Raw genomic sequence first — 19,854 nt, 5'->3', positions numbered from 1 at the left:
TCATCTTTTAAATTTTGATATGATCAAACCAAAAAAAATCCCAAATAACATACCAAAAAGAAGATTAAACCATGGAAATTTAAAATTGTTCTTTTTTTCTAAAATTATTTTAACAATTGGTTGATATTCAGTTATATTAATTTCTTTAACAATAACTTTAGGTTCCTTTGCGTTTGGAGCTATATAAATTCTATTTACTATTGTTGATGATGATATTTTAGTTTCTTCAATGTCTTCTTTTAGTTTCATAGTAGTGTTTGTTATGTTTTTAGTCTTTTTTATTATTATTCTTGCTCCAAAAAATTTTGTATCTGGGTATTTTTTAAATGTTTTTGTGTAATAATCTAAATATTCATTAATTCCATCATACTTATATCCTAATGCTGAGCTAACAACTCCTGATATATTTAATTGAGCTTCTCCTTCTTTTACTGGAATAAACATTATTTCCCCTATACAGAAATCTTCCTCAATAGGTTTGCTAAAAGATATTTCTAACCTAAAAGTATTGTTTTTAAATTCGTAAAACTTTAATTTTTCTTTTTTACAAATATTACTCCAATTAAACCCATATGGTTTTAGGTGATTGGAATAATTTATATAAATCTCTACCCCTCCACATCCACCATCTTCTGTTTTCTCATAGTTGTCATATTTTATCTCACCAATTTTTGGTATATTTTCTATTGTTATATTAAGTTTAACTATTTCTCCATTCGAGATAACTTCTTTAGGGACTAATTTAACGTAAATTTCTTCTTTTGCAAAAGAATAATTAAAAAAAACAAGAATTAGAAACATAATATATATAAATAAAAAATTTTTAATCACTCTCTACCACCTTATTTTTTAATTATATATATTATTATACCGATTAATATGATGATTGATACAAAAATTATTGGGTTGAATAAAAATATTTTATTTTTTTTTATTTTTGTATTATTAACTTCTTGACTATTATTAGAAATTATTTTAAGATTTATTACCTTCCTAGGAATTTTAATAGCATTTCCTTCACTATCAGATGCTATTACTTTAATTGCTATTGTAGCATTTCCAGATTTTAGAGCTCTAATCTTAAATTCCCCAACTTTAAAGTCGTTATTTTTTGGATGAGTTAAAAAAGCATATTGTATTACTGCACTTTTATTTTTGTTTATTGTTAAATTATAATCAGCTCCAACATCATATGGAATTACATTTTCCACTATAAGATTATCAGAAAGATAAATATTACATTCTAAGCCTCCACAATTTGAAACATTATTTGCATAAATATCTACAGTAAATAAATCTCCTTTTTTAACTTCAGAAGGAGCATTTACTGAAATATCCATTGCTATGCATGTTGGAAGTATAAGAAGAATCAACAATGCAGCAAACTTTTTCATGCTATCACCAAATTAAAGGTTACTTTATTAATAGTAAAAATTACCGTAAAACATATATACCTATTGCTGCTACTAATCTTTGTTAAAGATTTTCTTAATAAAATTAACTATTTGTTTAAAATAATAACAATCTAATATAAACTATCAAACTAAATTATAAATATTAAATGGTGGTATGATGCCGAAAAATATTAATATCATTGGGTATATATTACTTACCGTTCTCTTACTATTGATGCCTGTATATGCAGAAGGTGATTACAACCATAGATTGGGTGATGTAAATAAAGACGGTTCCATAGATATTGCAGATGTCGTTTATCTCTTCAAACACAGAAACCTCGAAATAGAAGATGGTGATTTAAACGCAGATGGTAGCATAGATATTGCAGATGTCGTTTATCTCTTTGTTAATTATCAAAAAATGAGAGAACCTATTCATTATGCTAAAAATATAAAGATAACGTACTACGATGAATACGGAAACGAAGTAAATCCATACAATGGCGAAAAATACGCCTACAAAATAGTTGAAGATGCCACTGGGCAGAGATTTTTATTAAAAAATGAAAGTCAGCCAATTCCTTCTTGGGCTGAAGGAAAATATGACAAAGTAATCAATATTCCATTAAAAAGAGTTGTAGTTATGAGTTCAACTCATATAGCCTTGATGGAGCCTATAGATGATGATGGATCAGTAATTAGCTCAGTAAAGGGAATAATGTGGGGAAAGTTATATGAGTGGTATTTTGATGACATTAAAAAAAGGCTTGAAAATGGCTCAATAATTGATGTTGGTTCAACATACAATCCAAATTATGAGCTAATTATTAAACTTTCACCACAAGTTATATTTGTTTATCCTGGATATGATGGTGATAAAATAATTGAGAAATGCAAGGAATTGAACTTAACTTACGTTGCTGATGCAGAATACTTGGAAGATTCCTATCTTGCAAGATGTGAATGGGTAAAGGTGTTTGCAGCATTTTACAACAAGGAAGATGTCGCAAGTAAATACTTCACAAGAATAGAAAAGAGGGCATTAAACGTCAAAAGATTGACAAGAAACTGTGATAGACCATTAGTGGCATGGGGTAAAAATTATCCAGAATGGGGAGGAACTTATGTTCCAAGAGCACAATCCTATGTTGCTAAAGGAATAATGGAATATTGTAAAGGAGATTATATATTTAAAGATATTCCAGGAACAGGTAGTGAATGTATAAGTTATGAAACCTTTGCAGAAAGGGCAAGAAATGCAGATGTATGGGTTGTTCCATCAAGCACAAAGTGGTTGTCAAACTTCAAAGAGGAACATCCTGGATATGAAAACTTTAAAGCTGTAAAAGATGGGAGATTATTCTGTATAAGTGAAGATTACTGGCAACTTGGATTAATGAATACTGACGAGGTGTTAATGGATTTAGCAACAATATTACACCCAGATGTATTCAAAGGAAGAACTACTCACTATTTCTTAAAATATAACCCAGATAACAATACAGCAGTACCTTACATAGCTAAATAAATTTTTTCTTTCTTTCCATTTTAATTAAAAGATTTTGGGTGAGAATGAATGAAATGGAAAGTGATAATGTTTATACTAATGTTACTATCAATTGTAAGTATATATGGAGAGGATAATATTATAGTTGAGTTAGATCCTTCTAATGTAAATACTAAAGTTGGAGACACTTTTAATTTAACATTAAATGTGAAAAATATTCCAAATAATACAAAATGTGGAGGACTTGAAACTTATATATGCTTTAATTCAAGTATATTAAATATAACCAAAGATAATATTATTTTAAGTAATATTGCAAATAGTGCAAATCTAAAAGACGTTAGTGTTTTAAATGGTAAAGTTTGGATTAGCTTAGTATGGTTTAATAATCAACCTTCTGGAAACTTTACAATAGCAACTTTGAGATTTAAAGCGTTAAATTCTACCAAAACAGAAGTTTATTTAAAAGGAACTAAGATATCTAACAACGAAGGAATAGCTTATGAAAATGTTAAATTGAAAAACTCTAGTGTAACTATTATTCCTATTAAACCCGACTTAGTTGGAGAAATTACTTCTCCAAAATTACTTAAAGCGTATGCAAATAATACAGTATCAGTATTAGTGAGAAATATTGGAGAACGTAATATAACAAATAATTTTTCAGTTAAATTATTGGTAGATACAAATGAGGTAGGATCATCTATAATTAATGGGTTAAATGTTGGAGAGTCTAAAGAAATAAACTTTACGTTCATACCTACAGAAGAGAGGAATTATGTACTGTGTATTTTAGTTGATTGTAACAATAATATTGATGAAAGTAATGAGAGCAACAATAAATATGTCACTGAATTATATGCTATAGAAGAGCCTATAAGCGTAAATTTAATACCTTCAACAAATATAATAAAAACCGGAAAAACTTTTGAAGTAAATATAGTATTAAATAATATAACAGCTAACAGGCCTGTAAAGGCAATAGAAGGTATTTTAGTGTATGATCCTAATGTATTAGAGTGCGAAAACTTTACATTTTTAATAAATGCGTCTAAAGAGAATGGAATATTATTTGAAAATATAACTTACGAAAAAGGTAAAGTATTGTTCAAGATAATGGATGGAAATATTAATCATTCTCTTACTATTGCAACTGTCAAGTTTAAGGCTTTAAATGATGGAAATTCAGATATTAAACTAACAAACTTGGTTGTATCTGATGCTAATGGATATAAGTTTAATAAAGTATTTATAAATAAAGCAAATATAAAAATCTTCACAATAACTTTAGAACAAATAATAAGTTCAAATAAATCTTTAGAGATCCACGGTTTAGTTAATGGAAATGTTACAGGAAATATAAACAATGAGTATAATATACATGCAACAATTTCTGAGGGAGAAGTTAGTGGAATAATTAAAGATAAAAAAGTAATGCTAAAAATTGTAGGGAATGCTAAATTAAATATCAATGAAAAAGAAACACTATACAATACCAAATTTGAAGGAATAATTAATGGAACAGTTGTAGATAATAACAAAATAGTTGGTAAGTTTATAGGAAGTATTTCTATAAAAGGTTACACCGTAAATATCTCTGGAGACTTTAACGGATATATAAGTGATAATACAATTAGAGGAAGTTATACCGGTAATGTTGAAGGGCCAATTACAGGACCTTGCTCAGGAAATGTAGTCTTTACCTTAGAATTATTAGAAGTATCTGAAATATTACCATATAGTAAGGAAGAAATAAAAACTATTAAGAAAAAGAACATAAATGTTTCAATTATTCCATTAAAAGAAATTCCTGTAAATATAACTATTCCTTTAGTTAATGTATCTTTAGATAAAGTATTAGAAAAAATTAACGAATCTGCTATCGAAAAAGTGATAAATGTTGTAAAAGTTGTTGATGTAGATGTTGAAAATATTTCTGAGTATATTAAGCCTGTAGCTGTAGCTTCAGAAGGGTTTAATATAACAAAGACTGATACAAATGTTAATGAAACAATAGTTAATAACAAAAAAATCGTCAAAGGAAAAATAACAATGAATGTTGTAAATACTTCAAAGAAAGGGTTCATAACCATAATAATTCCAATAGGAAACGTTGTTAGCCTAAATGTTACCGTAGATAATAAAGAGTTAAAAGAATTCAACGATCCAGAGGTTAATACTTCCTTAGGATGGTATGTCTATCAAGAGGGAATCTTAGAGATAACATTAGTTAAGGATCCTATCTTAGAAGTTGAATTTGTTAAGGAGATAAATATAACTAAAGAAGAAACCTATGAAAGAAGAAACACTTGGAAAACTTCTCCAGCTATAAGATATCATGATGTAGCCGAAGATGTTAAGTCATACATATTAAAAACATTTATTCAAGTCTCTAACGTTTATGCTGGAAATGATATAGACTTAAACTTCGCTAAAGGATTAAAGAAAAATCCAATCTTAGCTACAGATGAAAAGATAACTAAAGACACTATCCTAATCGGAGGGCCTGTAGCTAATCCATTAACCAAGAAGTTAATGGATAAGTTCCCGATTAAAGTAACTAATGAATATCCAGGAAAGAATAAGGGAGTTATTGAAATGATCAAGTTGAATGTTAAGATCTCCGATCATCTCTACAAAGAGGTTAAAGTTCTACTCTTAGCTGGTTCAGACAGATGGGGAACTAAAGCTGCCGTAGAGTACTTTAAAACCCTTGATAATATTCCAGAGGAACCAATCTTCGTAGAATGGAAAGACGGAAAGGCCGTTAGAATAGAGAAGCCTTAAGGCTTTTTTATTTTTTATTCTATTTTTATCTAAAGTCTTTTATTATTTTTGTTAAAAGAACATAAAGTTTTTTAGTTTTTGTATTAATATTTAATTAAGGGTAATTTCAAATGAAAATAGAAAACTTTCTATTGGAGCTTTTAAAGATAAGAACTGACCATGAAGAAGGAGTTAAAAGAGCATTTAAGTACTTAGAGGGATTTTTTAAAGAATTAAATATAAAATGTTCAATCATCAATAACTGCTTTGTGGCTTATAAAGGGAGAGATTGGGATGTAATATTAAATTCTCATATAGATACTGTTAAGTTCCAAACTCCTATAAGGATAGAAGGGAATAAAATCTATGGAACTGGAGCAATAGATGCTAAGGGGCAAGTAGCTCTATTAACTGATCTTTTCTTAGAGTTGGATAACTCTCTTTTGGTTATCTCTCCAGATGAAGAAAAGGCTTCCAAGGGAATTTATGGCTTTTGCCAAGCTATGAAAGGGAAGATAAAAGAGGGAGTGTTTTGTATAGTTGGGGAGCCAACAAACTTAAAGGTTTGTATTGGGCATAAGGGAAGGTTTGAATATATAATTAAAGCCTTTGGAGAGCCAAGGCATGCTTCAAAGGAAGGAGACAATCCTATAGAGAAGCTCTCAGAGATTATTTTAAAGCTGAAAAGCTTAAAGTTAGGAAAGATAAAGGTTGATAAGATTTATAGTTCTAAGATAACTCCAACCATCATAAGGGGAGGGGTTGAAAGTAACATTATTCCAGAAGAGGCTGAAGTTATCTTAGATGTTAGAAGTGTTGAAAATAACATAATTGGAAAGATAGAGAAAGTTATTAATGATTATGAGAATGTTAAGGGCTTCTTAAAGGAAGATAAATACTTTGCAGACTTCTATCTTTTAAAGGATGAAGAGCTTATAAATAGGTTAAAAAATGTTTCCTTCTTTCCTGCTACAGCAGAGGCTTATTTTTTCCATAAAATTTTAAAAGCTAAAGCTGTAATTTTTGGAGTTGGAGATTTAAATTTAGCCCATACTAAACATGAATTTTTAGATCTAAAGGAATTTGAGAAGGGTAGGAAGGAGATAAGAAAGATTATAAACCTGGGAGAGTAAAGATGTGTGGGATTGCAGGAATTGTTTGTAAGGATGAGAGCTTAGAAGGCTCTCTTTTAGTAGAGATGTTAAAGGCTATAGAGCATAGGGGAAGAGATAATCATGGAATATTCTATGACAATGAATTAATATATACAAAAGACTTAAACAATGTTGATAACTTTGAAATTAGAAGTATAGCTCTTGGACATAATAGATTAGCAATAGTTGGGAAAACTGCTCAGCCTCTCTATGATGATGAACTATGCTTAGTTTGTAATGGTGAGATCTACAACTATAGAGAGCTTATGGAACAGTATGAGTTTAAAACTGACTGTGATTGTGAAGCTATATTTTATGCTTATAAGGAGGGCTTTGACATCTTAGATGGGGACTATGCCCTTGCTCTATATGACTCAAAAAACAACCTTCTCTTTTTAGCAAGGGATCCCTTTGGAGTGAAGCCTCTCTTCTATATAGATACTAAAAAATACTTTGCCTTTGCCTCAGAGAGAAAGGCTCTATGGAAATTGTTGATAAGAGAAGGTTATGAAAAAGATTTAGATACTCTAAATAAAAATATCAAAAGAGTTGAGCAAAATTCAGCATTAATTTATAATTTAGACACCAATAAGTTTAGAGAAATTAGAGGGATAGTTAAGTTAGGAAGAATGAAGATAGAGAGTTATGAAAAAGCTAAGAAATATTTGGAGGAAGATTTAAAAAAGGCTGTGTTTAAGAGAGTGGCTGAGCTTAATAGAGTAGCCATAATTTGCTCTGGAGGTTTAGACAGCTCTTTAGTAGCAGCTCTTTCTGTTAAGTATAATAGGAATGTTAAGCTCTACTCTGTAGGCTTGGAGGGAAGTGAAGATTTAAAATACTCTCAGATGTTGGCTGATCACTTAGGAGTTGAGCTTAAAGTTAAGGTTATTGAAGAGGATGAGTTTGAGGAGTATTTATTTAAGACAGCTAAGGCTGTTGATGAGATAAATATGTTAAACCTTGGGGTTGGCTTACCTATATATGTGGCATCAGAGCTAATCAGCAAGGATAAAAATAAAGTAGCCCTCTCTGGACAGGGAGCTGATGAGCTCTTTTTAGGATATTCAAAATACTATAAAATGAGTAAAGAAGAGTTAGAGAAGAAGATGTTAGAGGATTTAAAAAATATTGGGAAGGTTAATTTAGAGAGGGATGACCATTGCACAATGGCTAACACTGTTGAGCTGAGGGTTCCTTTCTTGGACTTAAATGTTGTAAAAACCTCCCTCTCAATGCCAATTGAATTTAAACTATCTGAAGATAGGAAAAGAATATTGAGAGATATAGCTCTCAACTATCTTCCAAAGGAGATAGCCTTAAGGCCTAAGAAGGCTGCTCAGTACAGTAGTGGAGGAGAAAAGATTATTTATAGAGTGGCTAAGAGATATGGCTACTCTAAAAGAAAAATAGATGAGTTCTTAAATTTAATTAAGAGGAGAATTTTAGAATACTCTCTTTCATCTTCTTAGCTAAAAGCTCTATGTCCTCTTTTTTATGGTTTAAGGTTATTGAAACCCTAATTCTTTCCTTTCCCTTAGGAACTGTTGGATATCTAATCCCAACACAGAAGATATTATTTTTAATTAACTCCTCTGAAACCTTCATAGTTAGCTCTCCTAAAATAATTGGGAATATTGGAACCTCTCTTCTTTCCTCTATTAGTTTGTATCTTAAAAGTATCTTGTTAGCCTCTTCTACCTTATCTTTAAGCCTCTTAACTATATCTGTTTCTTTAATAATTTTTAAAGATTCTAATACAGCATTAACCAAAGCTGGAGAGAGGGCTGTTGAGTAAATAAAGGCTCTTGATGTATTTATTAAATACTCTCTAACTTCCTCTATACAGCAAACAGCTCCTCCCTGACAACCAAGGGCTTTGGAAAAGGTTACAACCACTATAGTATTATCTGAAGGCCTAATTTTAAAGTACTCAAAGCTCCCTCTTCCTCTATCTCCTAAAACTCCTGTGGCATGGGCATCATCAACTATCAACACTGAGGAGAACTCATCAGCTATCTTTTTTATCTCCTTTAAATTTGCTATATCTCCATCCATGCTAAAAACTGAGTCTGTAACTATAAAGATATTCTTATAATTTTTATGATTCTTCTCCAAAATCTCATAAAGAGAGTTAATATCATTATGCTTATAAATTATCTTATCAGCCTTACTTAGCCTACATCCATCTATAATAGAAGCATGATTTAGCTCATCACTTAGTATTAAATCCCCTTTCTTACATAGAGAAGAGATTAATCCAAGATTAGCCTGATATCCTGAAGGGTAAATTAATGAGGTAGGAAAATTTTTAAATTTAGCTATCTCCTCCTCAAGTATTTCATGATTTACATTTCCAGATGTTAGTCTTGATCCAGTAGCTCCAGCTAAGCTATAGCTTAGAGCTTTAACAACCCTTGGATGACTTGATAAAGCTAAGTAGTCATTTGAAGAGAAATTTAAGCCTTTAACAGTTCTAAGCTTTCTATAAAGACCTAATTTTTTTATCTCCTCTAACTCTTCTCTTATCCTTTCTCTAAATTCTTTATTGGACATATTTCCTCACATGCTCTACAGAATATACATTTATCATAATCAACTTTTATAAATAAGCTTTTTACATACTCCTCAGGAGTTTTTATAGCCAACATAGGACACTTCTCTACACAGGACAGGCAAAGGTTACACTTATCTTCATCAATTTTTTTATTTTTAATGTCTATGGCTTCACAGCTACATAGGCCACAACTTACACAAGATTTTTTATCAATAACTGGAGTTTTTGGCTTAGGGGTTAAGTTCTTTATATAGATGAGGGGACAAAATAGAGAACAGTAGCCACAGCTTTCACAATATTTCTTTTTACAAATATCTTCACAGAGCTTACAGTATTCACAAATAACCTTAGAGTATTTAAAAAGAGAAATGGCTTCAGTTGGGCAAACTGATAAGCAGAGTTCACAGCAAATACAGTTATCTAACTTAATTTTCTCAGTTTCTGTTGGCTCTTTATTATTGTTGTTAAAAAATAGGTGTTTAATAAGAAACTTTAGCATTGTTAATCACTATAAAAGAATTCATGGATATAATGATTAATAATAAAAAATATTGGCGCCCTGGCCGGGATTTGAACCCGAGTCACGGGAGTGACAGTCCCGTATGATAGGCCGGGCTACACCACCAGGGCATATAAGCCAAGGATTTCCTTGAGAATAATTAATATAATAAAAAGGTGGCCGGCGGCGTCGCCCCTTTCCCGCCAGAAGGCAGTACTCGGGGCATCGCTGGGGGGCTTAACTTCCGAGTTCGGAATGGGATCGGGTGTAGCCCCCCCGCTATGGCCGCCGTACCAAGCGGGCCCGAGGGGATTTGAACCCCCGACCACCTGGTTAAAAGCCAGGCGCTCTGCCAGGCTGAGCTACGGGCCCACTTAAGGTTTGTTGGTACAACAAATAAGCTTTTGTTATATATATACTTTTCGGTTGAAAGGATTTTAATGGTCCCGCGGGCCGGATTTGAACCAGCGACATGGGGATCTACAGTCCCCCGTTCTACCAGGCTGAACTACCGCGGGACAGGGAAATGGTGGGCCTGCCCAGATTTGAACTGGGGTCTCAGGATCCCAAATCCCAAAGGATAGACCAGGCTACCCCACAGGCCCACATGGGCAAGGATTGGAGCCCCGGGGGGGATTTGAACCCCCGACCACCTGATTACAAGTCAGGCGCTCTACCAGGCTGAGCCACCGAGGCTCCGAACCTGAGCAAAATAAAGAATTATAAAAGTTGTATATAAAGTTTTCTATTTTATTTATTTTAATATTTTATTTCTTGTATTTTTCTAAGTATTCTTCATAACCTAACTTCTCTAAAAGTTCGCCCTTTTTCTCTACACTCTCTTTCATTTTCTTTCTATACTCAATCAACTTCTCCCTTACATCATCATACTTTATTCCAAGTATTTCAGCAGCCAAGAGAGCTGCATTTTTGGCATTATTTATGGCTACTGTAGCCACTGGAATACCAGAAGGCATTTGAACAATAGACAATAGTGAGTCAAGTCCCTGTAAGGTTGATTTAATTGGAACTCCTATAACTGGTAGAATAGTTAGAGAAGCTACAACCCCTGGAAGATGAGCAGCTCCACCAGCTCCAGCTATGATGACTTCTACCTCTTTCTCCTCAAACTCTTTTATGCACTTAACAACCCTCTCAGGAGTTCTATGTGCTGAAGCTATTGTCATAATATAGTCTATGCCAAGCTCTTCAAGGGTTTTAGCAGCATCTTTTAAAATTGGAAGGTCTGAGTCACTCCCCATGATTATTCCTACTTTAGCCAAAGATTTCACCCTATCTTGGTTTTCAAAAGTTCTATAGCAGTTTCATTATCAGCATAGATCTTAATAAATGTATTGTTAATTAGGGTGAGGAGATAGCCACCTAAAGGATTGTAGTATGCTTCAACATTGTCATAGCTAACATTCACATATAAAGGGAGGTAAATAGAGCCATTGTAAGGATATTCCTCACTAATTACAACAGTTTTATTTTTAAACTTACCAGCTATTTTTAGCATACTTTTATTCTCTCTATTAGCATAAACTAAAGATTCTATAGAGACATTAAATAGGATAGGTTTAAAGGCTAAATATTTCTTTATCTTTGATATGTTGGATACATTGGCATAAACTACCAAAGTGCTGGCATTTATGTCATAGATCTTTGGCTTTATCTCCTTATTTATCTCAATGTACTTGATATATATTTTATTTCCTCCACCCAAGTCTATAATCTCTGGCAAGCCATCTTTTATATAGTATCCAATGGATACATTACTATATTTTCTAACCCTTAGGACATAGATATAGTTATCTTTCCTCTCAACCTTCTCAGTTTTAAAGGTTTCATTGTCATATAATGGAAGGAGAAGGTTTTTAATAGCATTTATTTTATCTAAATCATGCTTAAAGTTAATGTAGATTATTTTTATACTACTATTTTCTCCCTTTTTAATGAAAGTGTTGTTATAGAAATATGTTAAAGTTACATTATCTTTGTAAAAATAGTATCTATTGTCATCAAATTCACAAACTCCACTAATATTTTTCCCTCCCATCTCTAAAATAATGTTACACTTTAAAGACTCTATTTTATCTAATGGATAGAGATTTAAGCTAACCTTTTCCTCCTTTGTTGTTGTACATCCTGAAAGTATGATAAAGAAGGCTAAAAAAATAAGTAAAAATTTTCTCAATCTTTCACCTCAGTTATATACTTGAAAAGTTCATCAACATCCTTCTCCACTTTATACTTTTTAAAGTATCTCACAACATTCTCTATATCTCTCTTTAAATAAAACCTTGCCTCTGGATGATAGGTTGGAACAGCCTGAGGCCAGTCTATGATAACAAAGTCCTCTCCATTGTAGATTATATTAAACTCACTTAAGTCTCCATGAATATAACCAATTTTATAAGCCTTTTTAACCTCTTCAATAATCTTCCAAAATAGCTCTTCAATCTCTTCCCTTGATAAGAACTCTGATAAATCTATTCTCTTAAGCTCTTCCCCTTCAACCTTTCCCATAATGATAGCATGTCTATTCCAAGCTATTGGCTCTGGTACCTTAACCAATGGGTAGAGCTCATTTAGAATATTAAACTCTCTCTCAGCTGACAATCTTGAAACATAAAGCCAACTTATATGATGCTTATCTGCTAAATAATCTCTATATCTCTTCCCCCTTGTGAAGCAAGTTCTTCCATGCTTATGAAACTTTAGAACAGCTACTCTATCATCATTGAGAAGAACATTATAAACATCCCCTTCCTTTCCAACCCCTAACTTATTTCCTATAGCCTTTAGAATCCCTTTTTTAACAAGTGCATTAATTGCTAAGGCATCATAACCTCCCATAGAAACAGCATAGCCATAGGTTGATCTAACAACAAACTCAAACTTACTTAGCCTATTCAACCTATAGAGAACATCTTTCTCTGGCATCTTAGCCTTTCTAACAATCTCATCCAAGGGAACCCATTCATGATATCTCATTAGTAACTCTATAACCCTTAAAACTTTAAAGTCTTCATCTTTAGCTTCCTTTAAAGCTTTTAATAACTTAGTTATTATGCTCTCACCTTAAGGTAGTTAGCTATAGCTCTACTTAAACAAGGAGGAACACTTTCACCAATTTGGTTATATTGAACCTCTCTACCTCCAAAGAAGACAAAGTCATCAGGATAACTCATTAGCCTTGCCTGCTCTCTAACAGTTAGTAACCTATCTTCATATGGATGGATAAATCTAACCTTCCCCTTCACAGTTGGAGCTAACTTTTTAGGATGTAGCCTTATCCAATTCTGCATAACCTTACTCTTCCCTCTAAATCTATATAGTGCCTCTCCCCACTTTAATCTTTTTATCTTCTCCAACTTATCCTTAGAGAGCTTTTTTATCTCATGATTCTTAGCATCCTTTGGAATATCTTTTAAAGCTTCTTCCACCACAACTTTCTTCCCTTTCTTAGGCTTTAATTTAATGTTTGATATAAACATCCTTGCCCTTATTGATGGATTTCCATAGTGCTCAGCTCTTAAGAGATTAAAATAAATCTTAAATCCTACTTCTCCAAAAAGTTCCTTTAGCTCACTTTTAAGCTCTTTAATTTGTGGAACATTCTCCATAATAAAAATTAAGTCTTCATTTTTTTGTGAGAAGTATTTTACATACTCTATAAAAGTTAGGGTTAAGATCCCTCTCTTATCTTTGTATAGCCTATCTTCAACCCTATCCCTTATAAGTGGGTTAGCCTTAGTAAATGGCTCACAGGGAGGAGAGCCAATGATAAGATCAACTTTCTCCTCTCCTATAAACTTGTCAAATGCCTTAGGAGGAACTCTTTTAATATCTTCCATCCAAACCTTAGCTTTAATGTTGTAAATATAGGTTTCTACAGCTGGTTTAAAGTTTTCAATAGCTCCTAAGATATTAAATCCCTGATCTAAGAAACCCTTGCTAAAGCCACCACAGCCAGAGAAGAGGTCAATGAGGTTCATAATATCACTTTATTTAGTTTTATAAATATTTAATAATAAAAAAATTTAATTTATTTTTGCTGAGCCTGCTTTAACTCAGCTTTTAAGTCTTGGTAAATTTTAGTCCATTTTAACTTTCTTGGGTTTCTTCCCATTCTATAGTTCTTTTCACACTTTGAGGAACAGAAGTAAAGAACTGTTCCATCCTTCTCAACATACATCTTTCCAGTTCCTGGCTCTATCTCATAGCCACAAAAGCTACACTTTTTCCATTCTGGCATTTCATCACCTTTTATTTATCTTCTTCTATCTAATGGTCTTGCCTCTCTCTCTGTTTCTCTTAGCATAATTATGTCTCCAACCTTAACAGGACCTTTAACATTCCTAACTAAAACTCTACCAGCATCTTTTCCTCCTAAGATTTTACATCTAACTTGTACAATCTCTCCTGTAACTCCTGTTCTCCCAACAATTTCTATAACCTCAGCAGCTACAGCTCCTTTATATACAAATTCATCTTCCATGTTTTAAACACCTTAAAAATATTTTAAAAAATTTTAATTTTATTATTCTTAAAATAAAATAAAAAGAATATAAATAATTTATTGTTTAAGAGCATTTATTTTTTCAATTAGTGCATTTAACTCTTCTTCATTTGCTGGCTTTATAATAGCTACTGAAGAGGCAGCAACTTCAATTCCTGCAGCCTTTCCTAAATCTTGTTTTGAAGCTACATAAGCATAAGGAATTCCTTTTTCTTCACATAAAACTGGAAGGTGAGCAACTATCTCCTCTGGCTTGACATCTTCAGCTATGATAACAAGCTTAGCCTGTTTCCTCTCAACTGCTTTAGTAACCTCATTAGCTCCTTTTCTTATCTTCTCTGCTTTAGCTACAGCATCTAAAAGCTCTTTTTGTAAATCCTCTGGAACTTTAAACTTAACATATATTGCCATTTCTATCCCTCCTTCATCTATTTAAAAAATAGGGCAATCCGGAGGTATTGCCCCTAAAAAGTTTTAGATAATTAAAGAGTAAAGTGATATAAATAAGTTATCCTCTTGGCTCCTTAGCCTTTGGTCTTAACCCTTTATAGCCACACTTTCTACACTTCTCAGCTTTCCATGGATTTCTTGCATTACATCTCATACATATCTTTTTCATAAATATTCTCTTTATAGCTTCTTCAAAAGGCATTATTTCACCTTAAGGCTTATTTTTTCTAAGTATTTGTTTTGTATCTCAACCACTTCCTTGGAATCTTTAGCCTTAGAATAACTTTCCAATAAATTATAATTAACCTTTATAAATGTTTCTGCCCATTTAAAACATTTTGTTAATTCATAAGCCAAGTCTTTAAAATTGGTTATATAGAGAGCTGCTATAAAGGCTTCCAAGGTTGAGAGTAAGCAAGGTTTTCCATAATTTACAGGGTTACAGGCAACTAAATAGGGGAGAGCTCTCTGATTCTTAAATCTAAACTTTTTTAGGATGTTTTCAGCATCATTCCAAGAACAGTCTAATCCAGTGATTCCAAATTTTTCAACTATCTCCCTATCCTCTGGAGAGAGGGCTTTTTTTGAGTAAGGATTTAGAATTAAAGAGTGCTTTGGAATTAGATTAGGCTTATTTAATATTATAGCTTTTCCTAACTTCTTCATCTTTAGGGAAGTACATTTCTTAGGATGACATTGATTAGCATGATATATATAAAGTTTCATAACCAAAACCTAACAACTGTTAATTTAAAAGCTTAAAACTTAAAAGCTTTTATATCATTATCATAAAAACTTAATATTAGATTTTTACCCTTCTCCATAGTGGGAAGGGTGTATATCAAAACTGCACCCCATAGTGGGTGCAGTGCAAAACTCTAAAAACAAAAAATTACTCTCTCTTTTCATTATATACACTCCAAAGAGCTATTAGAGCTGATGGAATAGCATGCTCTGTAGCAAATGTCATATGTGGAGCTAAGTCTATAACATAGTCAGCTAATCTTAATATTCCCCTTGGTATTCCTTCCCTTGATCCACAGAAAACAATAATTTCTCTTTTCCCTCTCATGTCCTTAGCCAACTTATCCTTAATTTTATTTATATCCTCTCCCTTAGGATCAGTGACAATTATTAACCTATTCTTCCTCTTCTTTTCTCTAAATACTTGGTACATATCTTGAACTGAAATAGGAACTTCTTTAACTTTAAATGGATAAGCCCTTTTCTGAATCTCATGCCTTGACTTCTGCCCAATCTGAACCCCTTTAATAAACTCCATTAGCTCAAAGGCATTAACCTTTTCCTTAGGAGCTATAATTAACTCCTTAACCTCAAACCCCTGAGCAGCTCTTCCTATAGCTTCTCCAAACTTTCTACAAACTTTCTTTTCTCCTAAGTAAGGAAGTTGGACAATCACAACCCTCTTAAATAACTTCCTTGCATTCTCCTTCTCCTTTGTGTACTTTCTATTTTTAAATTCATCTCTTCCCTCTATACAAATGTAAGCCCTATTCTTAAAAATCTCAACATAAACAACCTTGTCAGGATAGATGAGGTCAACAGAGGCATTAGTTAAATCCTTTATCTTAGCCCCTAATACTCTATTAACATCTATAGAGTTGAAATCATGCTCTCCTCTTTTTTTGGTTTCTATTGCAAAGCTCTCATCCTCTTTAATAAAATCCTTTATCTTCTCAGCCATATTTACAATGCTCTCAAACTTTGGCTCTACTTCAAAATCTACTTTTAAGACTCTCTCAACCTCAGGAATCTCTAAAAGTTTCTCTTTTATATCTTCATCTCCCTCAATAATAACTACTCCATGAAATCCATCAGGAGATGTTTCAAACTTAAAATCTTTTTTATATTTTTCTTTTAGTAGGTTAACTACTGTATTCTCTAAACCTCTCTGAGTGGTTACTATAAACTTCATCTTCCCACCAAAAAATTGTCTGTATTAAAAATGTTTAATGTTAAGTATTTCTCTCTTTAGTTTTATATAGCATAAATTAACAAATTTAAATATAACTAAATTTTAACCTAAAAAACTTAACTTTATTAATTAGTACTTAAAAACAGAAGTCCAAAAGAGAATTTACCAAAGATTTTTTAAAATATTCCTTAACTTTACCACTGGACTTAACCAAAAAAGAGTAAACAAGAGAAAAAACCAATGGCGCAGGGGCTGGGATTTGAACCCAGGCGGGGCAAGGCCCCACTGGATCTCAAGTCCAGCGCCTTAGCCGGGCTTGGCTACCCCTGCTCAAAAATAGCATTAAAAAATTATGTTAAGTGATATATAAAAATTACTCTCTAAAGATTTAAATCTTTAATAATTCTCTACCTTTTGCTATTACAATCTTACAAGGCATTGGTAACTTCATAGCCGCCCTTCTTAAAGCTTCTTTTGCAGCTTCATACTTATCAGGGTTAACCCAGACACTCATGACAGCTTGCCCTTCCTTAACTCTTGCAGCTGTTCCTATAGGTTTTCCAAATGCTAATCTCATTCCATCAGAAATTCTATCTGCTCCAGCTCCAGTAGCCATTTTATGCTCTCTTAAAACTTGATGAGGGTAAACTCTTATCTGAAACTTGTATCCCATTCTTCCACATTGCTTAGTTAAATACTTGTTAGCTGCAACCCTTGCAGCCTCTAAGGCATTGTGTCTTATCTGTATAGCCTTAGTTGAGACTAAGTCAAGCTGAACAGGAAAGTCTGCTGAGAGATTACCCATTATAAAGTGCACAACCTTAGGCTGTGGAACCCCTTTTATATATTCTTTTCTTGTGTATGGTGGTTTGTCAACATCTCTATAACATCTATTTGGTCTTAAACTTGCCATGTTTATCCACCTTATTTTTAGTGTTTTAAAAGAGACAATAAAAAGATTAAAATTTAATCTTAGCTAATAATCTAACTCTCTATATTTAAACTTTATCCATAGAAAAGTTTATATATCTTCATTCAATTTTAATGAGTTGGGGGAAAACCTCTATTTTAAACCCCCTAATTTTATAAGATAAATACTCTTTTAGCCATTTAAAAATGCTTAGGAGGATGGGAAAAGATGACAGGGACTGATGAATTGTTGGTTCCATTAGATACTTACTTAGCAGCAGGGATTCACATAGGGACACAGCACAAAACTAAGGATATGGAGAGGTTTATTTACAGAGTAAGAGCTGATGGGCTCTATGTTTTGGATGTTAGGAAAACTGATGAAAGGTTAAGAATAGCTGCTAAGTTCTTGGCTAAGTATGAGCCAGAGGATATTTTAGCTGTTTCAAGGAGAATCTATACCATGGGTCCATTAGAAGAGTTTGGTAAATATACAGGAGTTAGAACTGTCATAGGTAGATTTGTCCCAGGAACTCTAACAAACCCTGCTTATAGAGACTTTATTGAACCTGAAGTTATCTTCATAAGTGACCCAAGAGTTGACAGACAGGCTTTAAGAGAGGCTACAGAAATAGGAATTCCAATAGTTTCCCTCTGTGATACAGAGCATTTAACAACTTTCATAGACTTGGTTATTCCAACAAACAATAAGGGGAAGAAGGCAGTAGCTCTAATTTATTACTTAATGACAAGAGAGTTCTTAAAGAATAAAGGTTTATTGGAAGGAGATCAAGTACCATTTACTTATGAGCAATTCTTAGAGAAGGCTATGAATCCAAAGGTTAGAATTATCATTCAGCCAAAGGATAAGAGAAGAAGGAGAAGAAGAAAGTAAGGTTATAGTATGGAAAAGATTTATGATAAGTGTGAGATCTGTGGGAATGAGGAGTTTGAAGTGCTAAAAAAGAGAGAGTCTAATAAATATGCTTACTACTTAGTTAGATGTTTAAACTGTGGACATGTTAAAGAGATTGAGGATAAGGTTAAGTTAAGTCAAGCTAAGCTAATAATTAGTAGAGAAGATAAGTCAGAGGCTAAGATGATCAATTTAATTCATGATGTTGAATACAAAGTTGGAGATGAAATTGAAGTTGATGGAGAAACTTTAAGGATAACTAAAATAGAGGTTCCTGAGAGTGTCAATAAAGCTAAAGGAGAGGAGATAAAATACTTATGGACTAAATCTTTATCAGCTCCTAAGAAGATAGGAATCTCTATAAATGATAGGGGTAAGACATATAGCATTTATCTTATAGTTCCTCCAGATTTTGAGTTTGAAGTTGATAAAGTTTATAAAGTAAATGAAGGACTCTTTAAAATAAAGAAGATTAAAACAGAGAAAGGAGATAGAAGGAAAGCTAAAGCTATTGAGATAAAAAGGATTTATGGAGATCCTGTAAAGTTTTCAAGAAGTTCAATAGATTTAACAGAGTATTTAAAAGATATTAAAAGGTGATTGAATGGCTACAGCAAGGGCAAGAAGAAAAGTAAGAAAAGTGAGAGATAAATGGAAGGAGAAGGTTTGGTATGAGATATATGCTACTCCAGAGTTTGGTGGTGTCTTTATAGGTTATACTCCAGCAAATGATCCAAGCTTAGTTTTAGGAAGAGTTGCAGAAACAAGCTTAAAAGATTTAACAGGAGATCCTACTAAGCACATGCATAGAATATACTTTAAAATCTTTGGGATTACTGGAAATAAGGCTATAGCTCAATACTATGGGCATGACACAACAAGAGAGTTTATGAAAGCACAGGTTAGAAGGAGAATGAGTAAGGTTGATGTTATCTTAGATGTGACAACACAAGACAACTATAAGGTTAGAACTAAGGTTAGTGTTTTAACTGCAAGGAGAGCACATACAAGACAGAAATCAGATATAAGAAAGAAGGCTGAAGAAATTATTAAGAATATGGCTAAAGAGAAAACATTCCCTCAGTATGTCCAAGCTATGCTCTTTGGAGAGATGGCTGAGAAGATAAAAGAGGAGTGTAAAAAAATATTCCCAATAAGAAATGTTATTGTCTATAAATCAGAGGTTTTAAGCTTAGCTAAGAAAGAGGAGAATGAAGGTTACATAAAAGAGGAGGAGTAAA

The 19,854-nt window shown here is 32.6% G+C and carries 22 protein-coding genes, 6 tRNA genes and 1 rRNA gene; 7 read left to right on the top strand and 22 right to left on the bottom strand.

Annotation, left to right across the window (positions count from 1 at the left end):
- The gene (locus METIN_RS07115) at positions 1–831 is read right to left on the bottom strand and encodes a hypothetical protein (protein ID WP_013100802.1); all 831 of its coding nucleotides are present in this window, start codon (positions 829–831) and stop codon (positions 1–3) included.
- Between the two features lie 11 nt (positions 832–842).
- Positions 843–1,394, bottom strand: coding sequence for a hypothetical protein (locus METIN_RS07110; RefSeq protein WP_013100801.1), 552 nt, complete (start codon positions 1,392–1,394; stop codon positions 843–845).
- A 178-nt stretch (positions 1,395–1,572) separates the two neighbouring features.
- Here METIN_RS07110 and METIN_RS07105 point away from each other — a divergent pair, with 178 nt between their 5' ends.
- The 4 genes from METIN_RS07105 to asnB all read left to right on the top strand — a co-directional run bounded on the left by METIN_RS07105 (position 1,573) and on the right by asnB (position 8,293).
- Entirely contained in the window at positions 1,573–2,925 is a 1,353-nt protein-coding gene (locus METIN_RS07105; RefSeq protein ID WP_013100800.1) for an ABC transporter substrate-binding protein, read from the top strand.
- Between the two features lie 48 nt (positions 2,926–2,973).
- Positions 2,974–5,691: a CARDB domain-containing protein gene (locus METIN_RS07765; RefSeq protein ID WP_013100799.1), complete on the top strand. Its 2,718-nt coding sequence runs from the start codon at positions 2,974–2,976 to the stop codon at positions 5,689–5,691.
- 110 nt (positions 5,692–5,801) lie between these two features.
- Positions 5,802–6,803 (top strand): M20/M25/M40 family metallo-hydrolase, encoded by a 1,002-nt coding sequence (locus tag METIN_RS07095; RefSeq protein WP_013100798.1) that lies wholly within the window; start codon positions 5,802–5,804, stop codon positions 6,801–6,803.
- Positions 6,804–6,805: 2 nt separating this feature from the next.
- Positions 6,806–8,293 (top strand): asparagine synthase (glutamine-hydrolyzing), encoded by a 1,488-nt coding sequence (asnB, locus tag METIN_RS07090; RefSeq protein WP_013100797.1) that lies wholly within the window; start codon positions 6,806–6,808, stop codon positions 8,291–8,293.
- On the opposite strand, the gene METIN_RS07085 is transcribed toward asnB, so the two are convergent.
- The 20 genes from METIN_RS07085 to rplJ form a co-directional block, all read right to left on the bottom strand.
- Positions 8,253–9,377 (bottom strand): aminotransferase class I/II-fold pyridoxal phosphate-dependent enzyme, encoded by a 1,125-nt coding sequence (locus tag METIN_RS07085; RefSeq protein ID WP_013100796.1) that lies wholly within the window; start codon positions 9,375–9,377, stop codon positions 8,253–8,255. The two genes, asnB and METIN_RS07085, sit on opposite strands and share 41 nt — an antisense overlap.
- A complete protein-coding gene (locus tag METIN_RS07080) occupies positions 9,347–9,877 on the bottom strand; it encodes a 4Fe-4S binding protein (protein WP_013100795.1) in 531 nt (176 codons plus the stop codon). Before METIN_RS07080 ends, METIN_RS07085 begins: the two co-directional genes overlap by 31 nt.
- A gap of 53 nt (positions 9,878–9,930) precedes the next feature.
- Positions 9,931–10,008: transfer RNA gene (locus tag METIN_RS07075), tRNA-Asp, on the bottom strand.
- Positions 10,009–10,055: 47 nt separating this feature from the next.
- Positions 10,056–10,170, bottom strand: a 5S ribosomal RNA gene (gene rrf / locus METIN_RS07070).
- 5 nt (positions 10,171–10,175) lie between these two features.
- Positions 10,176–10,249 (bottom strand) — tRNA-Lys (locus tag METIN_RS07065).
- A gap of 69 nt (positions 10,250–10,318) precedes the next feature.
- A tRNA-Tyr gene (locus tag METIN_RS07060) sits at positions 10,319–10,395 on the bottom strand.
- Between the two features lie 9 nt (positions 10,396–10,404).
- A tRNA-Pro gene (locus METIN_RS07055) sits at positions 10,405–10,482 on the bottom strand.
- A gap of 14 nt (positions 10,483–10,496) precedes the next feature.
- Positions 10,497–10,573 (bottom strand) — tRNA-Thr (locus tag METIN_RS07050).
- A 71-nt stretch (positions 10,574–10,644) separates the two neighbouring features.
- Complete coding sequence (gene purE / locus METIN_RS07045) at positions 10,645–11,160, bottom strand: 5-(carboxyamino)imidazole ribonucleotide mutase (protein WP_013100794.1); 516 nt, start codon at positions 11,158–11,160, stop codon at positions 10,645–10,647.
- Positions 11,161–11,165: 5 nt separating this feature from the next.
- Positions 11,166–12,074 (bottom strand): hypothetical protein, encoded by a 909-nt coding sequence (locus METIN_RS07040; protein ID WP_013100793.1) that lies wholly within the window; start codon positions 12,072–12,074, stop codon positions 11,166–11,168.
- Positions 12,071–12,952, bottom strand: coding sequence for a serine/threonine-protein kinase RIO2 (locus tag METIN_RS07035; protein ID WP_083771766.1), 882 nt, complete (start codon positions 12,950–12,952; stop codon positions 12,071–12,073). Before METIN_RS07035 ends, METIN_RS07040 begins: the two co-directional genes overlap by 4 nt.
- Complete coding sequence (locus tag METIN_RS07030; RefSeq protein WP_013100791.1) at positions 12,949–13,878, bottom strand: DNA cytosine methyltransferase; 930 nt, start codon at positions 13,876–13,878, stop codon at positions 12,949–12,951. Before METIN_RS07030 ends, METIN_RS07035 begins: the two co-directional genes overlap by 4 nt.
- A 50-nt stretch (positions 13,879–13,928) precedes the next feature.
- A complete protein-coding gene (locus METIN_RS07025) occupies positions 13,929–14,138 on the bottom strand; it encodes a 50S ribosomal protein L24e (RefSeq protein WP_013100790.1) in 210 nt (69 codons plus the stop codon).
- 15 nt (positions 14,139–14,153) lie between these two features.
- On the bottom strand, positions 14,154–14,381 hold the full coding sequence (locus METIN_RS07020) for a 30S ribosomal protein S28e (protein WP_013100789.1): 228 nt from the start codon (positions 14,379–14,381) through the stop codon (positions 14,154–14,156).
- Between the two features lie 78 nt (positions 14,382–14,459).
- Positions 14,460–14,813, bottom strand: a complete 354-nt coding sequence (rpl7ae, locus tag METIN_RS07015) for a 50S ribosomal protein L7Ae (protein WP_013100788.1) — start codon at positions 14,811–14,813, stop codon at positions 14,460–14,462.
- A gap of 97 nt (positions 14,814–14,910) precedes the next feature.
- Positions 14,911–15,054 (bottom strand): 50S ribosomal protein L40e, encoded by a 144-nt coding sequence (locus METIN_RS07010; RefSeq protein ID WP_013100787.1) that lies wholly within the window; start codon positions 15,052–15,054, stop codon positions 14,911–14,913.
- Positions 15,054–15,578: a DUF367 family protein gene (locus METIN_RS07005; RefSeq protein ID WP_013100786.1), complete on the bottom strand. Its 525-nt coding sequence runs from the start codon at positions 15,576–15,578 to the stop codon at positions 15,054–15,056. Before METIN_RS07005 ends, METIN_RS07010 begins: the two co-directional genes overlap by 1 nt.
- Positions 15,579–15,744: 166 nt before the next feature.
- Positions 15,745–16,788, bottom strand: coding sequence for an SPOUT family RNA methylase (locus tag METIN_RS07000; RefSeq protein WP_013100785.1), 1,044 nt, complete (start codon positions 16,786–16,788; stop codon positions 15,745–15,747).
- Between the two features lie 241 nt (positions 16,789–17,029).
- Positions 17,030–17,118, bottom strand: a tRNA-Ser gene (locus METIN_RS06995).
- Positions 17,119–17,176: 58 nt separating this feature from the next.
- Positions 17,177–17,701, bottom strand: a complete 525-nt coding sequence (rplJ, locus tag METIN_RS06990; protein WP_013100784.1) for a 50S ribosomal protein L16 — start codon at positions 17,699–17,701, stop codon at positions 17,177–17,179.
- Positions 17,702–17,926: 225 nt separating this feature from the next.
- Here rplJ and rpsB point away from each other — a divergent pair, with 225 nt between their 5' ends.
- From rpsB to METIN_RS06975, 3 genes are read left to right on the top strand one after another with little or no spacing between them, the layout of a single operon-like run.
- On the top strand, positions 17,927–18,592 hold the full coding sequence (gene rpsB, locus METIN_RS06985) for a 30S ribosomal protein S2 (protein WP_013100783.1): 666 nt from the start codon (positions 17,927–17,929) through the stop codon (positions 18,590–18,592).
- 9 nt (positions 18,593–18,601) lie between these two features.
- Positions 18,602–19,213: an HVO_0476 family zinc finger protein gene (locus METIN_RS06980; RefSeq protein ID WP_013100782.1), complete on the top strand. Its 612-nt coding sequence runs from the start codon at positions 18,602–18,604 to the stop codon at positions 19,211–19,213.
- 4 nt (positions 19,214–19,217) lie between these two features.
- Positions 19,218–19,853 (top strand): 30S ribosomal protein S3ae, encoded by a 636-nt coding sequence (locus tag METIN_RS06975; protein ID WP_013100781.1) that lies wholly within the window; start codon positions 19,218–19,220, stop codon positions 19,851–19,853.
- The last annotated feature ends 1 nt before the right edge of the window (position 19,854 follow it).

The organism is Methanocaldococcus infernus ME (genome assembly GCF_000092305.1).
In the GTDB taxonomy this organism is placed as follows: Archaea; AGJL01; Methanococci; order Methanococcales; family Methanocaldococcaceae; genus Methanocaldococcus; species Methanocaldococcus infernus.
The sequence above is the reverse complement of the archived record's forward strand: the minus strand, read 5'-3'. Positions and strand labels throughout refer to the sequence as shown.

Coding starts and splice junctions, on each gene's coding strand:
- METIN_RS07110 (WP_013100801.1), bottom strand. CDS start 1,394: ATGAAAAAGTTTGCTGCATTGTTGATTCTTCTTATACTTCCAACATGC.
- METIN_RS07105 (WP_013100800.1), top strand. CDS start 1,573: ATGCCGAAAAATATTAATATCATTGGGTATATATTACTTACCGTTCTC.
- METIN_RS07765 (WP_013100799.1), top strand. CDS start 2,974: ATGAAATGGAAAGTGATAATGTTTATACTAATGTTACTATCAATTGTA.
- METIN_RS07095 (WP_013100798.1), top strand. CDS start 5,802: ATGAAAATAGAAAACTTTCTATTGGAGCTTTTAAAGATAAGAACTGAC.
- asnB (WP_013100797.1), top strand. CDS start 6,806: ATGTGTGGGATTGCAGGAATTGTTTGTAAGGATGAGAGCTTAGAAGGC.
- METIN_RS07085 (WP_013100796.1), bottom strand. CDS start 9,377: ATGTCCAATAAAGAATTTAGAGAAAGGATAAGAGAAGAGTTAGAGGAG.
- METIN_RS07080 (WP_013100795.1), bottom strand. CDS start 9,877: ATGCTAAAGTTTCTTATTAAACACCTATTTTTTAACAACAATAATAAA.
- METIN_RS07030 (WP_013100791.1), bottom strand. CDS start 13,878: ATGAACCTCATTGACCTCTTCTCTGGCTGTGGTGGCTTTAGCAAGGGT.
- METIN_RS07025 (WP_013100790.1), bottom strand. CDS start 14,138: ATGCCAGAATGGAAAAAGTGTAGCTTTTGTGGCTATGAGATAGAGCCA.
- METIN_RS07020 (WP_013100789.1), bottom strand. CDS start 14,381: ATGGAAGATGAATTTGTATATAAAGGAGCTGTAGCTGCTGAGGTTATA.
- rpl7ae (WP_013100788.1), bottom strand. CDS start 14,813: ATGGCAATATATGTTAAGTTTAAAGTTCCAGAGGATTTACAAAAAGAG.
- METIN_RS07010 (WP_013100787.1), bottom strand. CDS start 15,054: ATGCCTTTTGAAGAAGCTATAAAGAGAATATTTATGAAAAAGATATGT.
- METIN_RS07005 (WP_013100786.1), bottom strand. CDS start 15,578: ATGAAACTTTATATATATCATGCTAATCAATGTCATCCTAAGAAATGT.
- METIN_RS07000 (WP_013100785.1), bottom strand. CDS start 16,788: ATGAAGTTTATAGTAACCACTCAGAGAGGTTTAGAGAATACAGTAGTT.
- rplJ (WP_013100784.1), bottom strand. CDS start 17,701: ATGGCAAGTTTAAGACCAAATAGATGTTATAGAGATGTTGACAAACCA.
- rpsB (WP_013100783.1), top strand. CDS start 17,927: ATGACAGGGACTGATGAATTGTTGGTTCCATTAGATACTTACTTAGCA.
- METIN_RS06980 (WP_013100782.1), top strand. CDS start 18,602: ATGGAAAAGATTTATGATAAGTGTGAGATCTGTGGGAATGAGGAGTTT.
- METIN_RS06975 (WP_013100781.1), top strand. CDS start 19,218: ATGGCTACAGCAAGGGCAAGAAGAAAAGTAAGAAAAGTGAGAGATAAA.